Source organism: Patescibacteria group bacterium, from assembly GCA_028710985.1.
Taxonomy (GTDB): Bacteria; Patescibacteriota; Patescibacteriia; order JAHJFT01; family JAHJFT01; genus JAQTTB01.
Window position 1 is genome coordinate 300,281 of sequence record JAQTTB010000001.1, and the last position, 22,353, is coordinate 322,633.

A 22,353-nucleotide genomic window follows, 5' to 3' on the forward strand; every position below is an offset into this window, starting at 1 on the left:
TTTCCCTAAAAATCCTCCACCGCGTAACGCAAACCTTGTCCACCTTCTGACCCCCTAACTTTTTCGCCATTTCTTGCTGCGTTTCCCGGTTTTGCACCCTGTCCACCGCCCTACTACTATTACTATATATAAATATATAAAATAACTAATAACAATAATTATGAAACTCGTGTGCACGCAGGAAAATCTCGCGAGGGGGCTGAATATCGTAAGTCACATTACCAGCAAAAATATTAATTTGCCGATTTTAAATAACGTACTCGTTAAAATTGAGGACAAGAGTGTCCGGCTCTCCACCACCAATCTTGAGGTGGCCATTAATTGTACGCTTCGCGGCAAAATTGACGAGCCCGGAGAATTTACCCTGCCGTCGCGGCTTTTTAGCGACTATGTGAATCTCCTGCCGGCCGAAGCCGTGGAAATTGAAACCACGGACACGAACCTCGGCATAAAGTGCGGCAATTACGAAACCAAAATCAAAGGCCTGCCGGCCTCCGAGTTTCCGCTTATTCCGCAGGTAGTGAAAAAGAAAGTATACAGCTGTTCGGCTTCGGAATTTAAACGTGCGCTTTCCCAGGTAATTTTTGCGGTTTCGCCGAATGAGTCAAAGCCGGAATTCGCCGGCATCTGCATGGAAATAAACCGCGAGAATGAGTCTGGACGGCTGGTCCTCGCCGCAACCGACACCTATCGCCTGGGCGAGGCATCGCTTGCCCTGGAGAAGGGTTCAGGGGCGGAAAACGCTTCCGCAATCGTGCCGGTCCGCACTATGGCCGAAGTTCTGCGCATTCTCTCTGCGTTTAAGGACGATGCCGAAGCGCCGGAAAACCTGGAAATTGCCTTTTCCGAGAGCCAGATTGTTTTTACCCTGGGGAACGCTGAGCTTATTTCGCGCGTTATCGAGGGCCAATATCCCGACTACCGTCAGATCGTGCCCGCCGATTTTAAGGTCACGGCCAAACTCTCAAGGGACGAGCTTGCAAAAGCCATCAAAACCACGAGCCTTTTCTCTAAGACAGGGCTCTTTGATGTCACGCTTGAATTTGTACCGCCTCGGGGTATTATCATAAGGTCAATTGATTTGCAGACCGGTGAAAACAAAGTTGAACTCGCCGGCGAAGTAAGCGGCGCGGAGAATAAAATTACATTAAATTACCGCTATCTTCTGGAGGGCTTAAACGCGCTTCCGGGCAGCGAAGTGAGCTTCAGCCTGGTCGATGCCGCCAACCCCTGCCTCATCCGTTCAATTGGCAATGAAAAGGAATACTTCTACATCGTAATGCCCATAAAACAATAAAAATTAAAAAGCAGGCGCGATTGAATAAAGCACCTGTTTTTTTATAAATCCTTTCCCTATCGAAAAAACGTTTTTGTTAGTACCTGGGGTTCGGGGTGGCTGCTAAGCGCCGTTTAGAAATGCAAAGAGTCGCCTAATGAAATTGAGAGCGCACCTGCCTGCCGGCAGGCAGGTCAGCCACCCCGAAACTTTTGCATACTTTTGGTTACAAAAGTAGGTCCTGCTGAAAGCAAACAACGGAGTATCTAGAAAAATTATCGTCACCCAGGCATGCGCCCCGCGATCGCTAGAAAACAAAAAACCGGAATTTTTCAACGCCGGTTTTTTTGTTGCGCTTATTCAACTCGGACCACGATCACCTCGCTTTTTGTTCTCTGCCCGTTCAAGTCCTCGGCTTCAAGCCAGAGCCGGTAGCTGCCCGGCCGCGGCGCGATTCCCCAGGAGACAGTCATTACGTTTTCGCTCGGCGCCACCACTGAGCCGATGAGAGTGCCGTAAAATTCATTCTCACCCCAGTAGAAATCGATTTTTTTGATGTTTGAAATATCCGAAAGCTCGGCCGTGACCGGTAGCGGAAATTCATTTTGCAGAACCACATCCCCGGCTTCGGGATTTGTGAAAAGGATTTCAAGCGGAATCTTTTCGGCAAGCAGGTTGATTGTGATTTCATCAACCTCGCTGTTGTCGATGTCGTCAAATGCCCGGGCGCGCAATGCGTGAAATCCTTTGTCCACGCTGTTCGGTATGAAAAATACGGCGTCCGATCCGCTTCCCCAAGTCGTGCCGATTTTTGTTTCATCGATATAATATTCAATTCTCGCGACGCCGCGCAGCGCGCTCGCGGTTGCCGCGACATGAACGCGGCGCTCGGTTACGGTCGCGTTATTTTCCGGCGCCGTCATCTGCACAAACGGCCGGTTCGCGGGTACGTGCAGGTCGTCATATTCGGTTGGCGGCGCGGTCGCGACAAAGCCGGGGTCGTTTTTCTTTACCCATTCCTGCACCGCGGCTTCCCAGCCCGCAAATTGCGGATCAACCCCGGGATTTGTTGGCGCCGGGCCGCGTGGATTGTCGCGGTCAACGTAATATAAAATGCAGTGCGCCTCGCGGTAAGTCCGTTCTTCGGTATACGAAGCTGGCGTGTATTCGGTCGCGAGTTTGCCGGACGCGCGGTCAACATTTACTTTTAATTCTTCGGCTGATTTGCCCGCGAGCACCGGCTTAGCCGCGTCATTTGCCGGCGGCGCGGTAAATTTTTCAATTTCGGTTCCTTCCAGCGCTTCGCGCATAAATCGATTCCAGATCGGTGCGGCGCCAAGTGAGCCGCCGACGCGCGACATTTCGGAATTGTCATTATTGCCGATCCACACCCCGGCCGCGAGGCTCGGCGTGTAGCCGATTGTCCAGCCGTCGCGATAATCATTGGTCGTGCCGGTCTTGGCCGCCACCGGGCGTGCACCGAGTTGGAGATACGACCCGGTGCCAAAAACATAAGCGCGCGCTGCGTTATCGGATAATATATTGCTCGTGAGCCGCGCTGCCTCGGCCGGAATCACCTGCTCGCCCTCGGGCTGTTGCCATTCCTCAAGTGTTTTTCCCCACGGGTCTTCCACTTTGAGAATTGGGTTTATGGGATATTTTTTTCCTTCGGCCGCGAAAATCGCGTACGCTCCGGTGTGCTCCAGGAGTTTTACTTCCCCACCGCCAAGAACCAGTGAAAGTCCGAAACGCGAGCGGTCAGAAAATGTGGTGTAACCCATTTTTTCCGCTAAATCTAGCACATTATCAATGCCCGCAAGATAAATCATTTTTACGGCCGGGATATTAAGCGAACCTTGAAGCGCGGTCCGCACGGTCACTGCCCCCCGCTCCCTGAGGTCGTAATTATGCGGAATGTACGGCGTGGTCGCGGTCTTGAAAGTAGTGAGTACGTCCCAAAGAATCGTTTCCGCGGTGTAGCCTTTCATGAACCCCATAGTATAAACAACCGGTTTAAAAGATGAGCCCGGTTGGCGCGGCATGAGGGATACATTCACCTGTCCGTCGATGGTATCGTCAAAAAAATCTTTTGAGCCGACCATTGCGAGCACCTGTCCGGTTTTTGGATCGATTGCGACAAGCGAACCATTGGAAAATTTTTGGCTCTCGCCGTTTTGTTCAATGTGCTCGCGCACTGCACGATCAGCAATCTCCTGTTTTGTAATATCGAGCGTTGAAATTACCTTAAGCCCGCCCTGTTCAACCGTGCGCTCGCCGTATTTTTCCGAGAGTAGCTGCTTTACATAAAAAACAAAATGCGGCGCCTTGATGTTGTCAATCCGCGGCCGTATTTTAACTTCTTCGGCCTTGGCCGTATCGGCTTCTTCGCGCGTGATGTAGCCGAGTTCGGCCATCTGATCAAGGGCGTAGTCACGCCGGCCGCGCAAAAGTTCCTGGTCGTTCAGATATTTTGTCGGCGCCTGCGGCAGAGCGGCGAGCACCGCGGCTTCAGAGAGCGTGATGTCTTTTACGTTCTTTCCGAAATAATTCTGGCTAGCGGCTTCAATGCCGTAGTTGGTTGAGCCGTAGGGAATCTCATTAAAATAAAGCTGGAGAATCTGGTCTTTGGAAAATCTTTGTTCAAGTTCAATGGAAAGAATTAACTCCTTTAATTTTCGGGTCATTGTTTTTTCCGGACTCAAGATCGAATTCTTCACGAATTGCTGGGTGATGGTGGATCCGCCGACGCGCGTGCCTTTAATGAAATTGGATAAAACCGATCGGAGAATGCCCCGGAGATTAAAGCCATGGTGTTTGTAAAAATCGCGGTCTTCGAGCACGATGGTCGCCCAGATGGCGTATTCAGGGATGTCCTCAATTTTTATAAGCGTGCGGTTTTCTTCTCCGTGAATTTCATACAATAAAATTTCCCCGGTGCGATCATAAATTTTCGTACTCTGCGCCACGGTCCGCTCCTGCAGATTGTCCGGATTCGGCAGCTCGCGCGAATACCAGGCAAAAAGCACGGCGGTTACAATAAATAGCAAAAGAACGCCGGCGCCGGCGCCGTAAAAAATTTTTCGCAGCAACCCCTTTGTTTTTAGTTTGGGTTTTTTGTTCGGATAAAGCTTTTTCGCGAAAAATCCGTTTTTTTGTATTAATTGCGGTAGTGGCATGTTTAGAATTATTTTTTTGGAGGCCACCTGCCTACGCTCTCGCTGCGCCTGCCTGCCGGCAGGCAGGCTTGAGCTTCGGCAAGGCGGGCGGTGACACGTCGCTCGCGAGCGACGTGTCGGTGGGAATCGTCCCGATGTTCCGCTGCGCGGAAATCGGGACGATTCGCGAAACTTAGATCATCATAGATAATCAGGCCACGGCGAGAATTGCACTCGCGCATAGGAGTTTTGCAGACTCCCGCCTTACTGCTTGGCTACGTGGCCTGATTATCTACGATGTACTTTTAGCTTTTAAAGAAAAGTTTTAGTTTTGCAGATTTACCCGCCGTAGCCCCGATAGCAATCGGGACGAAGGAGGATGGCCATTCGTTAAAATTTGCTTGTATTGTAGCAAAATTACGCCATGTTTTCAAGAAAATATTCAGTCCGGCACTTTATCGGCTTGGGCATAGCTAAATTATCCGCCAAACTGTTGATTAAATGGGGAAAAAACATCTAAATTTAGCCAAAAATGCATTTGGCAAAACTTTGAAAATCAGGTAGAATATACATAAATATCTCCATGAAAGAGCAAAAAAAGAAAACCCTGCTTATTTTGGACGGCAATGCCCTGTTGCATCGCGCCTGGCACGCCTTGCCGCCCCTAACCGACCCCAAGGGCCGGATCGTTAACGCGGTTTACGGTTTTATTTCCGTGCTCTTGAAGATGATTAAGGAACAGGCGCCCGAATACATGGCCGTGACTTTCGATAAAGCCGGCCCGACTTTCCGGCATGAAGAATTTAAAGAATATAAAGCCACCCGCGTTAAACAGCCGGACGAGCTTTACGCGCAAATCCCCATGGTCAAGGATATTTTGCGTGTTTTTAATATTCCGGTATTTGAAGCCGCGGGTTATGAAGCCGACGACGTCATCGGTACGCTTTCCCGCATTCTTGATCCGCGTATGGACGTTGATTCAGTCATTGTCACCGGCGACATGGATACTCTTCAGCTCGTTGACCGGAACACCCGGGTTCTGGCTTTCGTGAAGGGTTTGAGCCAGGCCACCCTCTATGGCGAGTCTGAGGTGCGCGAGCGCTACGGCCTCCCGCCCGATCATCTCATTGATTACAAAGCAATTGCCGGCGACGCGTCCGACAATATTCCCGGCGTGCCGGGCATTGGTCCAAAGGGCGCCGGTGATTTGATTCGCGAATTTGACAGTCTGGAGAATGTGTATCACGAGGTTAAAGTCCATCCGGAAAAGTTTAAAAAAGGCACTTTGGAAAAATTACAAAAAGGTGAAAAAATGGCCAAATTAAGTCAAAAACTGTCCAAGATTATTATTGACGTGCCCATTAAGTTCGCGTTGGAAAAATGCGAGCTTGGCAAGTGGAACCGCGACGAAATGGTTGCCGCGCTTGGTGAATTTGGATTCAAGTCACTTATTGCGAAATTGCCCGGCGCGGAATCGGAAAATAAGGGAACGATGGAACAAGGGAACAATAGAACAAGCGGGCGGGTAGGCTCTATCCGGGAGATGGAAAAAGCATTGGCCGGAATTGCCAGAGAAAAACAAATCGCCGTGGCTGCGGAGATTGGGGCGGCCGGGCTTTTCGGTGCGAGCCTTGCCGGTCTGGCGGTTTATTTTCCGGAATCGGGCGCGCAGTTTTTTGATCTTGCAAGATTATCAAAAACCGATTTAAAAAAATTCGTCGATCTCGCGGCGCCGGTTCTTGAAAATGAAAATATAAAAAAAATCGGCCATGACCTGAAGCGCGAAGCCGCATTGCTCGCAGGGCAGGGCATCCGCTTGGCTGGTTTTGATTTTGATGTCATGATTGCCGCCTATCTCCTGTCATCCGGCACGCGGAGTTATGACCTTGAGTCCGTCATACTGCAGGAATTCGGCGAGGAGATGAAAATCGGAACCGCGGACTCGGCGGCAAATAAGATAAAGCGCATCTGGGATCTTCGGGACGCGCTTGAGCCGCGTCTTAGCGAGGCCGGCATGGCCAAATTGTTTCAGGAGATCGAAATGCCGCTCGTGCCCGTCCTTGCCGCCATGGAGCAGATCGGCGTGAAGATTGATTCCGGTTTTTTAAATAAAATGGCAGTAAAAGTAGATGAGAGCATTGAAAAGCTCAGCAAGAAAATTTATAAAATGGCCGGCGGTGAATTCAATATCAATTCTCCGACCCAGCTCAAGGAAGTGCTTTTCGAAAAACTTGCCATTTCCCCGGCCGGCATCCGCCGCGGCAAGACCGGGCTTTCCACCGCCGCGCCGGAACTTGAAAAAATGCGTGGTCAGCATGAGATTATTGATTTGATTTTTGAGCACCGCGAACTCGCTAAGCTCAAAAGCACCTATATTGACGCCCTGCCCCGGCTGGTTGATAACGCGTCCGGCCGCGTACATACGAGTTTCAATCAGACCGTAACTTCAACCGGCCGGCTCTCCTCTTCAAACCCCAACCTGCAAAACATTCCCATCCGCTCCGAACTTGGCCGTGAAATCCGCAAGGCTTTTATCGCCGAGCCGAAGAATCTTTTGGTTGCGGCCGATTACTCGCAGATTGAACTTCGCATTGTTTCCGCCTTGGCCGGCGATGAGCGCATGATCCAGGCGTTCCGCGAGAAACGCGACATTCATACCGCCACGGCGGCGGCCATCTGGGGCGTTCCGGAAGACAAAGTTGATAAAGATATGCGCCGATCCGCGAAAGCCATAAATTTCGGCATCATTTACGGCCAGGGGCCGCGCGGTCTCGCGCAGTCGGCGGGCATAAGTTACGCCCAAGCCGAAGAATTTATTCGCAAATATTTTGAGGTTTACTCCGGCGTGGCCGAGTACATGGAGCGTACCCGCGCTCTGGCGCGGGAGTTTGGTTATGTTGAAACAATTTTTGGCCGGCGGCGTTATCTTCCGGAAATTAATTCCCACGTGGCCCAGCTTCAGGCCGCGGCCGAACGCATGGCCATCAACATGCCGGTGCAAGGCGCGGCCGCGGATATCATGAAAATCGCCATGATTAAGATCCACGCCGGCTTGTCCAAGATTTCCCCGAAGTCAAAAATGATTCTGCAGGTGCATGACGAACTGGTGTTTGAGGTGCCGGAGACTGAGGCGAAAAAAGTTGCGGCTTTCGCGCAGGAAGAAATGGAGAGCGCGGCCAAACTCGCGGTGCCCATCGTCGTTGAAGTCGAGTCCGGTAAAAATTGGGGGAGCATGGATAAGATTATATAGAATATTTCTTTTGTAATATTTATGAAAGATACAATCAACGCTAGCGTGACAAGAAGCAGGGTCTCCATATTCTGTACCCACGCGATTGAAATGCTGTGGTTATTTTTGCTCGTGGCCCTGCCGCTGTTTTATTACCGTTCACATCAGTCGTTTAACATGCCAAAAATCCAGCTCATGTGCATTACGGTCGCGTTCATGATTGCCATCTGGATTATAAAAAGTATTGAGGGGCGCCGTTTTACTGTACGCGGCGGAGCCATGCTCTGGCTCATGACCGCTTATTTCGGCGTCATGGCCTTGTCCACGATTTTTAGTTTCTACCCTGCGGCCAGCTGGTGGGGCACTTACATCCGTTTTGAAGGCATGATTACCTATCTGTTTTATTTTTCCGCTTTTTATTTAATTTTCTGGCATCTCCGGACTTTGACGCAGGCCTATCGGTTTTTTATGGTGGCAGCGCTCGCCTCTTTGCCGGTTTCGATTTATGGCTTTTTTCAATACTATGGCTATGACTTTTTGAAATTTACAGAGGACGCGTCCGGTTTTTCGGAAATCATTTCTACTCTGGGAAATTCGCTTTATCTCTCCGATTATCTGATCATGGTACTGCCGCTCGCCTTTGCCCTGGCACTGATCGCGAAACGCTGGTATTGCCGCGCCGCTTGGCTCGCGCTTGTATTTACGGATATATATGCCCTGGTGCTCACCGGTAAGCGTTCGGGCTTTGTTGCTCTCGTCGTCATGGCGGCAATCGGCGGATTCCTTTTGCTCTGGCGTTGGCGCCGGTCAATTGCCATCGCCGTTGGCGCGGTTGGGCTTGCCGCGGTTCTGATGCTCGCTTTCAATTTCAACACCCTATCGCAATCAGGCCTGGTCCAGAATACACCCTATCTGCGGAGAGTCGCGAGCATTTTTAATTTTGAAGACATTACAATCAAAGAGCGTTTAGCGGTTTGGCAGCTTGCGGTCGGTTTTATTATGGATCGCCCGATCATCGGCCACGGCGTGGAAACTTTTGGTTATGTATTTAATGCCCAATATCCGCCGTCTTTTACCGCAATGCCGGAAACGATTTTTGACCGCGCCCACAATTTATTTCTGGATACCGCATTTAATGTTGGGCTGGTCGGCTTCGTTATATATCTTGCCATCTTTGGCTTGGCCATATTTCAGAGCTTGAAGATTTTTTTCAGAGAGAAAAATCAATGGTTCTCATATCTCAGCTGGGGAATCTGCGTGGCGCTCATAGGTTTTGTGGCTCACAACCAGTTTATGTTTGAAAACGCGGCAACGCGATACTTCCTTTTTTCATATTTTGCCGTGGCTGCGGCGATTCCGCTTGCGATCCAACGTGAACGTAAAATTGCTGCCGTGCCAGCTGAGCCGATCAGGCCGACGGAAAAAATTAAATTCTGGGCATCCCCGGAATACAAAATTATTTATTACGCCATACTGATTGCGGCCCTGGCTTATTCGGTAAAATTTCACATCTTTCCAATTTCCGGAGACTTTTTCTATAATAGGGCGTTGAGTTTCGGCAGTCTGGCGGATAAAAATATGCGGGAAGTTGAATTAGAAAAAGCCATGTACTATATTCCGGATTACCGGTCCGCTGTTTATTATCAGAGAATGGGCGCTGACTGTTTTATTTATGCACAGAATATAAAAGACGAAACACGCGATGTCAGTTTTGAAAAAAGCATTAACTGGTACAATGAGGCCGCGGAAAAAGATCCCTGGCGCTACCAAATTTTTCAGGAAGAAGCGCAGGTTTTCATGATTTGGAGCAAATTTACCACCGATGAGGCCGTGGCTCAGGAGAGGCGGGATCAGGCAAACATACTATTTGAAAAATCGGTCTCTCTAAGTCCCGGTCGTCAATCAATATATTGGGACTGGGGCCGCGCTTTAATCAACATCAAACTTTGGGATAAAGGCATTATTAAATATCAGCACGCGATCGATATGGATCCTTTGATCGGCCGGTCGTATTTTGAACTGGGCAAGGCATACCGCGATACGAGCGAGCCGGAAAAAGCGCGGGAAGCGTTCGATAAAGCAATTGAGCTTGGTTACACCGGCGATGAGAGCGATCCACTCTAAACGAGAATCTAGTAGCTAGAATCTAGAATCTAGCCGTTTAAAGCAGGTTTACCCCTCAATAAAAGACTAGATTCTAGATTCTAGATTCTAAGTTATGATAATACTAATTCACGGTCAAGACACCTTCCGCTCACGGCAGAAACTACGCGAGCTTATTTTGAGTTTTAAGCAAAAATTTGATACCAATGGTTTGAATTTGATTTCTTTTAAAGAGAGTTCTACCACCGACGAACTTTTTCAGGCCGCGGCCACGGCCCCATTTCTCGCGCCCAAAAAAATGGTCATTGCCGAGAATATAAGCCAGCGGGTAAAGGACTGGGACGTCATCGCTCCGCTCTGGAAGCGTGTTCCGGATGAGACTATTCTCGTGCTTTGGGAAGAGGCGGAAGAGAAAAGTCTGAGCAAGGCCTTTGCGGGCTTGCCGAAGAAAGATGTATTTTTTTATGAATATTCCCCACTCTCGCCGGCCGAAACGCGGCGCTGGCTCGTGGACCGCTGCCGCGAAAAAAAGATTTCCATCCGGCCGGCCGTGCTTGACCTCCTGACCGAAAAAGTCGGATTTGATCTTTGGCGGCTGGATTCCGAACTTGATAAGCTTTCGGCGCGCGCCGCAGGCAAGGAAATCACAAAACAGCACATTGACGAGTTGGTTGACACGCGGCTTGAAGATAATATATTTCTTTTTTGCGACGCGTTGGCGCAGAAAAACACCAAGTTGGCGCTGGATTTGCTTGAGCGATTAATGCGCTCCGGGGTCAATGAGTTTGAACTCTTGGGTAAGCTCATTTGGCAGTTTAGGATATTACTCAAGATGCGTTCATATTTTGATGATGATCCGTCGGCCAATTCGGCTCGCGCGGCTAAAGATTTGGGGCTTCACCCGTTCGTGGCGAATAAAAATAGCGCGATTGTCAAAAATTTTAAATCCGCCGAACTTACTGCTCTGTATAGAAAAGCTCTGGAATTGGAGATCAGCCTCAAGACTGGCCGCGTTGAACCGACTCTCGGGCTGGAGATGCTCGTGGCGGCGATATAGCAATAGAACATCAGAGCAAAAGAACAATGGAACAAAAATATGGCGGATAAGAATGCCTACAGAGAAACTTTAAAGCAAAAGATGGACGAATATGTCCATCTTGTTTATAAAGTCACTAGAAATTTTCCGGCTGAAGAAAGATTCGGTTCAGCGTCGCAGTTGCGTCGGTCGGCTTTATCGGTAATTTTGAACTATATTGAGGGATTCGCTCGCATAAGATTAAATGTAAAATTAAATTTTCTTGAAATCGCTTATGGCTCACTCAAAGAATCAAAATATTTGATATATTTCTCAATGAAGGAAGGGTATATATTCAAAGAAGATTACCAGACCCTAATCGGACTTGCCGACAATATCGGGGCCATGCTCTGGTCTGAAATAGCGCAAGGCAGTAAAAAGCGAGACAAAAATTGACTTGTTCTTTGTTCTGTTGTTCTATTGTTGAAATACCGCAAGAAAACAAAAACCAGCCTAGATTATCTTGGGCCGGTTTTTTAAATATACTCTTACTTGGCTGCGAATTTCCGATTGTACGCCTTGGTGAGCCGCGAAACATTGCGCCGGCTAGTGTTAGCCGGAATGGCATGAGACTTGGCGGCCTTGGCAGACCTCGTCTGTAATTGTAAGAGAAGTTTTTTTGCATCATCCTTTTTGTCGGAGGCAATCGCCTTAAGGAGATGCTTTTTAATTGTATCCAATTCACCGGTCAAGGCGGCATTTTTCGCGGTTCGGACCTTGCTTTTCCGGAGCTCCTTGGCCGCGGATTTTTTGATTGGCATAAATAAAATTTGATAAAAATAAATTGATTAATCGTATCTTACGATAAATCCGCCGGCTTGTCAAGTTGCTTGGGTTCAACCAAGTCCTCGCTGCCGGTTAGTTTATTCATGTCCTTGTTAATTTTGGCAAATTCCTTGTAGGCAGAATTATAAGTATTCACCACAGTGCCAAATTGATCGCCAAGTTTAATTAAATAATTATCAAAATTTAGATAGTGCTTGTTAAGTTTTTGCAGACCGGCGATAACCTCTTTAATATTTTCTTCAACCTTCAAAGCCTTTAAAGCCTGCAAAATCGTCTGCAGATAAGCGATAAACGTGGTCGGTGAAACAATGACAACCTTTTTGCTGTTGGCATATTCAATCAGGTTCTGGGAACTGACGTCAACCGCGCCGACGGTCGCAATGAGCAAACTGTAATATACGCCTTCGGCCGGAATAAACATGAGTGCGAAATCAGTGGTGTTTTCATTTGGCCGGATGTATTTGCTTGTTTCGTCAATGCGTAGTTTTAAGTCTTGTTTAAATTCGCGTTCAAGCAAATTTCGGCGCACTTTGTCATTTTCTTCCTGGATTAGATTATATTTTTCCAGAGAAAATTTTGCGTCAATGGGGATGATTTTGTCGCGGACAAATATTGCGGCATCAACAATTTCGCCGTTTTTGAAAGCGTACTGCATGGTGAAGTGATTGGGGGGCAAAACGTTGGATAAAACCGATTCAAGAAAGTATTCCCCCAAAATACCACGATGTTTGGGGTTTTTTAGAATATTTTCCAGGCTCTGCAATTGTGATGCAAAATTAACCACCTGTTTGTTTGTGGCATCAAGTTGTTCAAGTCGGGCAGTAACAGACTGGATTAAGCGGCTGGAGTCGCCGGATTGCTTTTGCAAAAAATCCAGGTTCTTCTCAAGTGAAGATTTAAGTTCGCTTTGGATTTCCTTGACCTGGGTTTGCAGATCTTTAAGCCCACGGTCCTGATTCGTGTCAGTATTGCGTTTTGAAAAAACAAAATAAGCCAGCAAAATGATCAAGGCAATAAGCAGTAATAGTAAAAACATTGATAGATAGTTTTGCATATAACAGTATTTTAGCACGATAAAGCAAGGCAGGCAAGTCACAAATGACCATATTTTGCGAATCTTATTTTAAAGTAAAATTACACAATATATTAGTATTCATATCCTCGCTTGTCGTGAAACTAGTTGATTTATCGCAGATTATGCGCGTCAGAGCCGGTTTGACTAAATATGCTACGAAATTCCGTTAAACTGTATCACAATTTGATGCAGTTCGTTGTATTTATAGAGGAAATATCGCTTATCTGCTCAGCCGATGAGTAAAAGGAGGTGAGAGTGGAGGCTATCGCAAGGAAGACGAAGTTGAGGAGCTGCGTGGAATTTAAAACAATTGATTGAAAAATCGCGAGTACATTGGCCGGTCGTGTCCGTCTCTTCAACTCGTGGAGTGGGTGCAAAGAGGAAAAAATAGTTCCTTGAAAATGGTCAAAAAACCGTCTATGGGATCGTTAACAGGGCTAACGAAGAAAAAGTTCCACATGAAACTATTTTAAAGATAAACATACTAGATGTCTAAGTAAGACTAGACAAAGACTTTTTAACCCATAAATCTGTGGATAAGTTGTCTGAAAAATCAAAAAATAGCTTAAAATCAGGTGATTTAAAAACAATGAACAATTTATTTATCCACAGATAGCTATTTTTTAGCTAATTTTAGCGAAATTTAGAATTGAAAATAGCCCTAATTCATGCTATAATATAGAGTGAAAATCTAACAAACATGACTAAAGAAGAAAAAATTTTTGGTTTCTTGATTGTTTTTTGTATTACCCTGTTATTCACCGGGTGTATTCAGGCTATGTCCTCCACAAACTACATCATCAACTGGGATTCCTTAAACATTGGCGGCACGGACTTCAGTTCTTCAACCAACTACTTCATGAGTGACACCCTTGGCGAGATGTCAACCGGCCGCAGTTCAAGTACCAACTACTGGATTTACGCCGGTTATCGTCAAGGCGTTACGGACATCCGATTTATCAGCTTTGACATTGGCGCCCAGGCAAACGCTTCGAAAATTGATTATTCGGCTTTCAGCAATGCGGGTAAGCAAGTGACGGTTTCGAGTGCGGTTGGCTATTCGGTGGGGGATTATATCGTGGCCGTGGAAAATGCCGGAGCAAGCCAGATGATTGCCATCGGTAAAATTTCCAGCATTCTGGGAAACAGCCTCACGGTTGATAAGTGGGACGGCGATAATGCGGCCATGAGCGCGGTTCCAGCAGGAGGCAACGATTGGGTGTATGAATTATCCGGGAATACCGTAGATCTCGGGACACTGCTCACTGCCACGGTGGGTGTCGGCGTGAGCTTCAACGAAGTTAGTACCAACGCGGACAATGGGTACACGGTTTCGGTAAAAGATGACGGAAATTTGCGGGACGGATTAAAAGACATTGACGACGTGATTGACGGCGCAGTCACGGCCGGCATTGAAGAATATGGCATTGAAACAGTTGGGACAAACGCGTCCGGCACCAATGATTTCGCTTTAGAATCTGCATTGGGCCAGTCGATACAAGTATCGACCGCTCCCTGGAACAGAGACCGCATCGGTGTAATTTATAAAGCCGGAATAAATTATGCGACGCAGGGCGGATCATATTCACACATTGTTTCGTATTATGTGACAGCAAATTTTTAGTAAGCAGGGGATTGATGATTGTCCATTTCGTGGACAGTGATTAGTTCCTTCAAAAGGTCGATAGTTTCATGCGATTTTAACTTGGCTTCCTACCTTCAAGAACTTGTCTTTGAAGGTTTAGAGCTAAGGTTTTACGCCTGAGACAAAATTTTAAAAACTAAAAATTACTTGAGAGGACGAAATTTATTTCGCGTTCTTATCCGACTCCTTTCCGCCTGTGCGGCGGCAAAGGGGAAGACAAGAAACGGATAAGGCTCTTCTCAGGGGAAGGAGAAATTATGAACAACTTAATTAAATTCCTGGTGTTCGTCATGGTATTCACCATGAGTCTTGGATTGTTTACGCCGGTTTACGCGGCCAATGTGGCGTTAAATCTCGGCGTGGATAGCAAGGTTGATATCTTTGACAGCACATACCCTATTGAAAACCAGTCGTCTGCCGAATTAGCGCTTTCAACGGCCGCGGATCTTTATTTTCAGTACGTAGCGGCAGGCAACTTTGCAGTAGGTCAGACGATTAGCATCGTGGCAACTACGCCATTGGTTATCGCGTCTTGCGTCGCACCAACAACCGATGCTGACCAGGACGGAACTCCGGATGGCACCGGTGCAGTTTCCGGAGACAACTATACCTACACCTTCTATGCCCCCACTACTCAAGCCGCCGCTTCAATCACCCTGTGCATCAATGTCGATAACAGTATCGCAACTGCTGGCAATTATTCGTTCATCATGGCTGACGACCTCGGTGATTTCGGCGGAGCATTCCTGTACATCGGTACACCTGGGGGAGCGGCCAACGATGTTTATGTAACCGCGACAGTTACGAGCCAGGAACTTGAGTTCTGGATCCGGAATGCGGCGGATACAGCGGACACCAACGCTTGCGCTCTGGGAACGCTTAATACCACGTCGGTATCAACGTGCAACTATGCACTAAAGGTTCGCACCACGGCCACAATTGGATATACCATTTCCTGGACCTCGGACGGCGAACTTGACCGAAGTGGTACTGCGACCATTGATGCAATCGCCATGAACACGGCGGTTGCGGTCGGTGTTGAAGGTTATGGCGTAACGTTCACCCCGGGCGCTAACACCGACGGCGGTACTTGTACGGCGCAAAATATCTGGACAGCTGCCTACGATGACCCGGTTTCCACCACGGCGCAGAGTCTGGTGGTCTGCAACAAGGCCAACTTGCCAGCCGCAACCGGCGCAACGACATATATTCACAACATGGATCACCAGGCGGCAATTGATCCGGCTACTCCAGCGGGTAGTTATGATCAGATTGTTACCTATTACGTGACCGCGCAATTCTAGGGTTATTGGTGCTCCAGGGCCTCGAAAAAATTTCGGGGCCCAACCAGCGCCATTAATCGACTAAAAATTAATCAAAGAATATGAAGAAAATGTTTATTATGGGGTGTATTGCCTTGCTCATGGCCATGACTCTCGCGTCCGGGGCGCAGGCAATCGGCATCTTGCCGTTCATTGTGGAGGATGTGAACATCGCACCCGGCGAAATGGCCACTCGGACTTTCACTGTATACAACAATACCGAGAGCGAGCAGACGTATTATTTCGTGACGCGAAATTTTACCACCCGGGGTGAGGAGGGAGAGGTCGTGATTACCGAAGAAAAATTCGGTCTTGCCACTTGGATTGAGTTTCCCTTCACTTCGATAACCATTCCATCCAGCGAAAACCGGGAGATTGAATTTACCATCATAATTCCGCCGAATGCCGACGCCGGTGGCCATTTCGCCGCAGTGTTTGCTTCCACCAATCCGCCGGATGTGGAACAAGGAGTTGGCCTCTCTGCCAATGTCGGTACTCTGGTGTTCGTGCGCGTGTCCGGCGACATCATTGATGACGTGCGTTTGTTGAGTTTCCATACCAAGGGGGACCAGGCGCTGTTTAGTCACCTGCCGGTTAATTTTGAATACCGCATAGAAAATCGCGGAACGGTTCATGCCAAGCCAACCGGAAGAATTATGATGAGCGGCTGGTTGGGTAAAACCGACATTGACGCCAATCCCAAGGAAAATCGCATTCTGCCGTCATCCATCCGTCGCATTGAAGCGACCTGGGTAAAAGATTCAGGAGCAATCCGATCCGGAGGCTTTCTGACTGAACTCAAAAACGAATGGAACAATTTCGCCATTGGAAAATATACAGCCGCGCTAGATTTGTCTTATGGCGTCGAAGGAAAAAATTTGACTACCGAGACGGCTTTCTGGGTATTTCCATGGCATGTTTGCTTAGCGGCTTTGCTAATTCTGATCGGGACAATTGTTGCCATCATTCTCTATAACAAGATGGTTATCGCAACCGCCCGCAAAAGCGGCAAACTCTAGTTTGACATCGAGTATGGGAAAATGCATTTATAAAATAATTTTCATCGCGGTTTTGGTAGGAACCATTCTAGCAAACTCTTTTACATTTGCTGCGGATATGACGCACGTCTCGGTGTCCTTGTCTGCCCAGATGATTGGCGAAGCGGCCAATACCACGATTCGTTTTCGTACGCCAACCGGCGTGGACAGTTCAACCGATACGATTGTCATTGCCTGGCCGGCGGAATTTAATGTCGCGGGTATTGTTCTTACGGATATGGATTTATCACATGGCGCGGTCTCGGGCTATGAAACCGATCTTACCCTGGCGGCCGTTGCCGGCGCCGGCATCTGGGGCGCTTCGTGGGTCGGGCATACTCTGACCTTGGCTGCGCCGACCGACGCTGCGGCCGGCGAAATCGGAGTCAACGATTACGTGGTGCTCGAGGTCGGTACGCACGCATCATTCGGCGGTGCCGGTGCCAACCAGGTGGTGAATGCGGCGACTGCCGGAAGTTATAATTACACCATTAGCGGCACGTTTGGCGATACTAAAAATCCGGCTGTCTACGTTGCGGATAACAACACGGTTGCCATCACCGGCACTGTGCTTGGCGATATTGAAACAATTTGCGACAACGGACTTGACGATGACGGTGACACATTAATTGACTGCTATGATCCGGACTGCGCCGGCAATTCTTATTGCGTGCCGCCCGGCGGCGGCGGTGATACCACCCCGCCGGCTATCACCAATGTAAACTGCATGGATATTACCCCAACCTCGTTTTCCGTGGTCTGGGAAACCAACGAAGCCGCAACCTCCTGCTCCGAATACGGGGAAACTTCGTTTTACGAACTCGGCATGCTCTGCAATATGTCGCTCGTCTGGTCGCATTCCGTGCCGTTTGTTGGTTTGGCCCAGCTTACGAATTACCATTTCCGTGTGATTTCCCGCGACGAATATTTCAACACCTCAATTAGCGATGATTATTCCTGCGCCACTTTGGGCGACACCGAAGCGCCGGTTATCAGCAATATCCGCGTGATAAATATCACGGCCACGAGCGCGGAAGTTGTTTGGGACACCAATGAGCCAGCCACGTCGCAGGTTGATTACGGTCTGACCGATGTCTATGGTACGGAAACACCGACAGATTTCGCCTATGTTACCGAGCATCACGTTATTCTCACGGGTTTGACCCCGAACACGGATTATCATTTTCTGGTTCGCAGTTATGATATCGCGGGGAATGGCGCGGTTTCCGGTGACAATATTTTTCACACGCTCACGAGCGTGGATTCGCCGATTATTACCGATGTGCAGATTGTTGACATCACGGAAACTTCGGCACGGGTTATTTGGCAGACCAACGAGATTGCCGATTCCGAAGTTGATTACGGCACGACCCTAAGCTACGAGGTCGGCACCGTGGTTGACGGCGCGTTTGTGGTTGATCATTCAATTGACCTGAACAACCTTTTACCGAACACGCTTTATCATATCCGCGTACACAGCACCGATCCGGAATCCAATGAATCGGTTACTGGCGACTACACCTTTACCACTCTGCCGGATACCACCCCGCCGGCTAATGTGACAGACTTCACGGCAACAGTAACCGGACCGCTGGAGATTACTCTGACCTGGATCAATCCGACCGACGCGGACTTCGCCGGCGTGCGCATTTGCCGCAGTACGGTCGCGTACCCGACCGATCCGTTGACCTGCGATATTATTTTTGAAGGCGCGGGCACGAGTTTTATTGACACCGACGTGGAGGCAGGCGTGACGTACTATTACACCAACTTTGCTTTTGACACATCCAATAATTTCGCTTCCGGCGCAATCGCTTCGGCCCGGGTTCCGTTGCCGGTTACTGTGACTTTTCTTGGGCATCCGGAAAAGCGCTGGCCGCGGACCGGCAACTGGAGCACGACTATTGAAATGGAGCTTCGCGAACCCGGTTCCCTGGCCTCGCTTGAAACAATTTTATTTGACACCAATTCGCTTGGCTATGGCACCTCTACCATGAATCTGTTGGAATACGGAGAAGCGTACGACTTTACGGCAAAGGGTTTTTCTCACCTGCGGAAAAAAATGAGTTCCGCGACCATCACCGAAACCAGCACTATGCTGGACTTCACTTTTGGAAACATCTTTAACCTCTATGCCGGTGACTGCCATCCGTCAAAAGACAATTTTGTAAATTCGTTAGACATTTCCACTTTAATTAATGACCTAATGGCTTCGGAACGGGTTAGCGATCTGAATAATGATAGCCAGGTGAATTCGCTTGATATTACTATTCAGATGGCCAATCTTATGAAGGACCTGGGGGATGATTAGGGGGCGGAGGCTTGGAGAGGAAGGAATTACTGCTTGGGGGCGAAGAATCTAGTATCTAGTATCTAGAATCTAGAAGATCAAAAACGAAAATACTTATATATGCAGACGAAATCATTTAGAGATTTGATTGTTTGGCAGAAGTCGCGCGATTTGGGGGTTGAGATATACAAGTTGACAAAGAGTATGCCCAAAGAGGAACTCTACGGCATGGTGAGTCAGATGAGAAGGGCGGCGATCTCCATATCGTCCAATATCGCCGAAGGATATAATCGCGCGCATCCGATAGAGAAGAGGCAGTTTATGCGCATCGCCTATGGTTCAGGATCGGAATTAGAAAGCCAGATCGAAGTCGCAAAGATTATATATCCAAAGTTAAGTTATAAGTTATCAGAAAGTTTATTACTCGAAGTACTAAAGATCCTAAATAAATTTATCAACCGATAAAAGACTAGATTCTAGATTCTAGATTCACCGTATGAAATACGCACGCACAACAATAATACTGCTTGCCATAATGGCAGGGCTCGCAATTGCCACGGCCGTCCACGCCGCGCGATTTGAATTATCGCCTGCGAGTGCGGCCCTGAATCAGGGTTGCGACTCGGTGGTGAACATCGTGCTTAGTACCGAAGGAAGCGAATCCGATGCCGCTAATGTCATTATCCAATACAATCCGGCTGAAGTGGAAATTACGGACACAAACCCGGCCATTCCGGGAATCCAGATTGGCCAGGGCAATGCCTATGATATATACGCCGATAATATTGTCGATCCGGCAATCGGCCAGATTCGGTTGACCGGATTTTCCATCGGCCATGCCTACAACAGCGGCTTATTGTACGGAGTCTTTGGTTCGATTCCATTCAAGAGCCGGCCCGGGATTGCGGCAGCCACTTTCACAATTTTTTATGAGGCTGGGAGCACGCTTGATTCAAATATTGCTGAATACATCACAAGCGACGATCTTCTCACCGGCGTGCGAAACGGATCTTATACATTCGCGGTTGGCGAGTGCGTGAGCGATGTAACACCGCCCTGGGTTACGAATCCTCAGCCCGCGCCTGGTTCAACCGGCGTGCCGCTTTCAAGCAACACTACTTTTCACATTCTGGATAACATGTCCGGAGTTGACCTCTCGTCGCTCCGCATCAATGTCCAGGGAATTGAATATAATTATGACGGCGTCAACCGTTTCAGCTATTCTGGCACGGCGCTCGATTACGCAATCACGATTGATCCGATTGCCGATTTTCCGGACGGCGTTATGGTGCGCGTCGAAGTAAACGGCCGCGATCTTGACGGCAACACCATGTCACCTTATCGCTGGTATTTTAACGAACCGCCGATTCCGCCGCCGGTCCCGCCAACCTGTACCGAGCTCGGTTGCCCGGAACCTGATGAATGTGCTCCGCCGGAAGAACTTCCGGCGTGTGAAGAACCCGAGGTTTTGCCCATCCCCGAACCCACTGTGCCGCCCGGAGAGCAGATAAGTATTGATGCCATTGAATTCTTGGCTGCGAACCGCACGGTTCGTTTGTATCCCGACGGAGTCAATGCCGTGCGCGTACTTGTGGGTACTTCGTACAGCGTGCAAATCAGCCATGAAAATCTCGCCAAAGAAGTGGGCTCAATCTGGTGGTATTCGGGTGCGTCAACATATCAACTCGCGCAAAGTGCGGCGGGTGATTTCTGGACCGACATCGGCGCCTATGCTTCAATCACCGCGGTTCCTTCACACATCATTATAAATTACGCAGATGGCACCATTGATGTGCGCGACTTTACGGTGCGGACCGTGCCGCGAGGCAATGTGTACGAACAAATCGGCGAAAATGAATCCATGGTTTCCGGCGCCAGGGTGACGATTTATCAAGCCGGCACCACGCCTGGAATCTGGAATGCCGGAACCTACAATCAGATAAATCCGGTATGGACTTCAAATGACGGCCAGTTCGGCTTTTATGTGCCGCAGGGCTATTACTACATTGAGGTGCAAAAGCCGGGATATGATCTGGCGCGGTCGCTCTCGTTCTATGCGCGCAGTTCCATTGTTAATAATCCCATGCTTCTTACGAAAATTCCCGGACCGGTTACTCCGATTGACGCGATTACACAGACCGCAGTACTGGTCGGCGAAACCGTGGCCGATATGGCCGCGCGGACACAGTCCGCGATTGTCGCCGCCATTCCGGCAACTCAGGAACAGATTGATTCAGCCGTCGGTATTATCGCGCCCGCCGCCATCGGCCTCGCATTCCTGAATCTCGGTACCGCGATTTCATTCGCTAATCTGATTCCGTTCTTGTGGGGGCTCTTTACCCAACCGCTGCTCTTGCTCGGCCGGGGCAAAAGAAAAAGATGGGGAGTGGTTTACAATTCACTCACCAAGATACCGATTGATCTCGCTATCGTCCGCCTGATTGAAGCCCGGACCGGAAAAATAATTCGCACTCGCATCACCGACCGTGAGGGCCGATATTTCTTCATGGCCAAACTGGGAATTTACCGCATTGAAGTAAAAAAGCCGGGTTTTCTGTTTCCCACGATAAATTTACGCGATGCCAAGGAGGATTTTCAGTATCTGGATGTTTATCACGGTGAGATTATTCAGGTTCGCGAAGAAAGTCGCCAAATTACGGCTAATATTCCGCTTGATCCGATCGCCGGCGCCGAGAAATCAAAATGGCTTATTGTTCGTTCATACTTAAAGAAGGCGCAACAGTACGCGGCTTCACTTTCGGTTATGGTGGCCATCGGACTCTTGGTCGTCAACCCCTCATGGTTTATGCTCGGGTATCTTATTCTGCAAATCGCTCTTCTTCTGCTTTTCCGTCGCCTGGCTCAGCCTGCCAAGCCAAAGGGCTGGGGCATAGTTTACGACAAAAAAACCCGCCGGCCGATTGCCAATGCCATTGTGCGTATCTTTGACCTTGAATTCAGCCGTCTTTTGGAAACCCAGGTCACGGACGGACAGGGCAAGTATTCATTCCTGGTCGGCAGTAATCGGTATTTCACCACCTACGAAAAGCCCGGTTTCGTGGTAAAGAAATTAGCGCCAATTGATTATTCAAAAATGAAAGAAAGAACCATGGTGGCTTATGATGTGGGGCTGGAGCGGGCCAAGGACATTGCGGCATCAGAGCAGAAAAATGCGGCCAGTGGGTCAGTGCAAGTCGGAGGCGGAGAAGAGTGGAAGAACGAGAATAGAATCTAGAATCTAGTATCTAGAATCTAGGCGTTAAAAGTTTATCAATCTATAAAAAGACTAGATTCTAGATTCTAGCTTCTAGATTCTCCGTAAAGACTAGATTCTAGATTCTAGCTCCTAGATTCTCCGAA

At 48.6% G+C, this 22,353-nt stretch carries 14 protein-coding genes and 1 tRNA gene; 11 read left to right on the top strand and 4 right to left on the bottom strand.

What is annotated here, in order from left to right:
* Positions 1-160 precede the first annotated feature (160 nt).
* Positions 161-1,297, top strand: coding sequence for a DNA polymerase III subunit beta (gene dnaN, locus PHW53_01535; GenBank protein MDD4995133.1), 1,137 nt, complete (start codon positions 161-163; stop codon positions 1,295-1,297).
* 335 nt (positions 1,298-1,632) lie between these two features.
* On the opposite strand, the gene PHW53_01540 is transcribed toward dnaN, so the two are convergent.
* The gene (locus PHW53_01540; protein MDD4995134.1) at positions 1,633-4,452 is read right to left on the bottom strand and encodes a transglycosylase domain-containing protein; all 2,820 of its coding nucleotides are present in this window, start codon (positions 4,450-4,452) and stop codon (positions 1,633-1,635) included.
* Positions 4,453-4,644: 192 nt separating this feature from the next.
* Positions 4,645-4,716 (bottom strand) — tRNA-Cys (locus PHW53_01545).
* Between the two features lie 298 nt (positions 4,717-5,014).
* Between PHW53_01545 and polA the strand changes: the two genes are divergently transcribed.
* From polA to PHW53_01565, 4 genes are all read left to right on the top strand, one after another.
* Positions 5,015-7,681 (top strand): DNA polymerase I, encoded by a 2,667-nt coding sequence (gene polA, locus PHW53_01550; GenBank protein ID MDD4995135.1) that lies wholly within the window; start codon positions 5,015-5,017, stop codon positions 7,679-7,681.
* 21 nt (positions 7,682-7,702) lie between these two features.
* On the top strand, positions 7,703-9,784 hold the full coding sequence (locus tag PHW53_01555) for an O-antigen ligase family protein (protein MDD4995136.1): 2,082 nt from the start codon (positions 7,703-7,705) through the stop codon (positions 9,782-9,784).
* Between the two features lie 94 nt (positions 9,785-9,878).
* Positions 9,879-10,820, top strand: a complete 942-nt coding sequence (holA, locus tag PHW53_01560; protein MDD4995137.1) for a DNA polymerase III subunit delta — start codon at positions 9,879-9,881, stop codon at positions 10,818-10,820.
* Between the two features lie 39 nt (positions 10,821-10,859).
* Entirely contained in the window at positions 10,860-11,234 is a 375-nt protein-coding gene (locus PHW53_01565) for a four helix bundle protein (GenBank protein ID MDD4995138.1), read from the top strand.
* Between the two features lie 92 nt (positions 11,235-11,326).
* On the opposite strand, the gene rpsT is transcribed toward PHW53_01565, so the two are convergent.
* Positions 11,327-11,599, bottom strand: coding sequence for a 30S ribosomal protein S20 (gene rpsT / locus PHW53_01570; GenBank protein ID MDD4995139.1), 273 nt, complete (start codon positions 11,597-11,599; stop codon positions 11,327-11,329).
* 38 nt (positions 11,600-11,637) lie between these two features.
* Positions 11,638-12,678: a DNA recombination protein RmuC gene (locus PHW53_01575; GenBank protein MDD4995140.1), complete on the bottom strand. Its 1,041-nt coding sequence runs from the start codon at positions 12,676-12,678 to the stop codon at positions 11,638-11,640.
* Positions 12,679-13,399: 721 nt separating this feature from the next.
* Between PHW53_01575 and PHW53_01580 the strand changes: the two genes are divergently transcribed.
* From PHW53_01580 to PHW53_01605, 6 genes are all read left to right on the top strand, one after another.
* Positions 13,400-14,323, top strand: a complete 924-nt coding sequence (locus PHW53_01580; GenBank protein MDD4995141.1) for a hypothetical protein — start codon at positions 13,400-13,402, stop codon at positions 14,321-14,323.
* A 278-nt stretch (positions 14,324-14,601) separates the two neighbouring features.
* Positions 14,602-15,648 carry a hypothetical protein gene (locus PHW53_01585; protein MDD4995142.1) on the top strand — a complete coding sequence of 349 codons (1,047 nt, stop codon included), beginning with the start codon at positions 14,602-14,604 and terminating at the stop codon, positions 15,646-15,648.
* Between the two features lie 80 nt (positions 15,649-15,728).
* The gene (locus tag PHW53_01590; protein MDD4995143.1) at positions 15,729-16,685 is read left to right on the top strand and encodes a hypothetical protein; all 957 of its coding nucleotides are present in this window, start codon (positions 15,729-15,731) and stop codon (positions 16,683-16,685) included.
* Positions 16,686-16,698: 13 nt separating this feature from the next.
* Positions 16,699-19,014, top strand: coding sequence for a hypothetical protein (locus PHW53_01595; GenBank protein ID MDD4995144.1), 2,316 nt, complete (start codon positions 16,699-16,701; stop codon positions 19,012-19,014).
* A gap of 99 nt (positions 19,015-19,113) precedes the next feature.
* Positions 19,114-19,458 carry a four helix bundle protein gene (locus tag PHW53_01600; GenBank protein MDD4995145.1) on the top strand — a complete coding sequence of 115 codons (345 nt, stop codon included), beginning with the start codon at positions 19,114-19,116 and terminating at the stop codon, positions 19,456-19,458.
* Between the two features lie 31 nt (positions 19,459-19,489).
* Positions 19,490-22,228, top strand: coding sequence for an Ig-like domain-containing protein (locus tag PHW53_01605; protein MDD4995146.1), 2,739 nt, complete (start codon positions 19,490-19,492; stop codon positions 22,226-22,228).
* The last annotated feature ends 125 nt before the right edge of the window (positions 22,229-22,353 follow it).

Bases quoted from the DNA above. Each gene is read 5' to 3' on its own strand.
- PHW53_01605 (MDD4995146.1), top strand. From the start codon at position 19,490: ATGAAATACGCACGCACAACAATAATACTGCTTGCCATAATGGCAGGG.
- PHW53_01600 (MDD4995145.1), top strand. From the start codon at position 19,114: ATGCAGACGAAATCATTTAGAGATTTGATTGTTTGGCAGAAGTCGCGC.
- PHW53_01585 (MDD4995142.1), top strand. From the start codon at position 14,602: ATGAACAACTTAATTAAATTCCTGGTGTTCGTCATGGTATTCACCATG.
- rpsT (MDD4995139.1), bottom strand. From the start codon at position 11,599: ATGCCAATCAAAAAATCCGCGGCCAAGGAGCTCCGGAAAAGCAAGGTC.
- PHW53_01565 (MDD4995138.1), top strand. From the start codon at position 10,860: ATGGCGGATAAGAATGCCTACAGAGAAACTTTAAAGCAAAAGATGGAC.
- PHW53_01540 (MDD4995134.1), bottom strand. From the start codon at position 4,452: ATGCCACTACCGCAATTAATACAAAAAAACGGATTTTTCGCGAAAAAG.
- PHW53_01555 (MDD4995136.1), top strand. From the start codon at position 7,703: ATGAAAGATACAATCAACGCTAGCGTGACAAGAAGCAGGGTCTCCATA.
- PHW53_01580 (MDD4995141.1), top strand. From the start codon at position 13,400: ATGACTAAAGAAGAAAAAATTTTTGGTTTCTTGATTGTTTTTTGTATT.
- holA (MDD4995137.1), top strand. From the start codon at position 9,879: ATGATAATACTAATTCACGGTCAAGACACCTTCCGCTCACGGCAGAAA.
- polA (MDD4995135.1), top strand. From the start codon at position 5,015: ATGAAAGAGCAAAAAAAGAAAACCCTGCTTATTTTGGACGGCAATGCC.
- PHW53_01575 (MDD4995140.1), bottom strand. From the start codon at position 12,678: ATGCAAAACTATCTATCAATGTTTTTACTATTACTGCTTATTGCCTTG.
- PHW53_01590 (MDD4995143.1), top strand. From the start codon at position 15,729: ATGAAGAAAATGTTTATTATGGGGTGTATTGCCTTGCTCATGGCCATG.
- PHW53_01595 (MDD4995144.1), top strand. From the start codon at position 16,699: ATGGGAAAATGCATTTATAAAATAATTTTCATCGCGGTTTTGGTAGGA.
- dnaN (MDD4995133.1), top strand. From the start codon at position 161: ATGAAACTCGTGTGCACGCAGGAAAATCTCGCGAGGGGGCTGAATATC.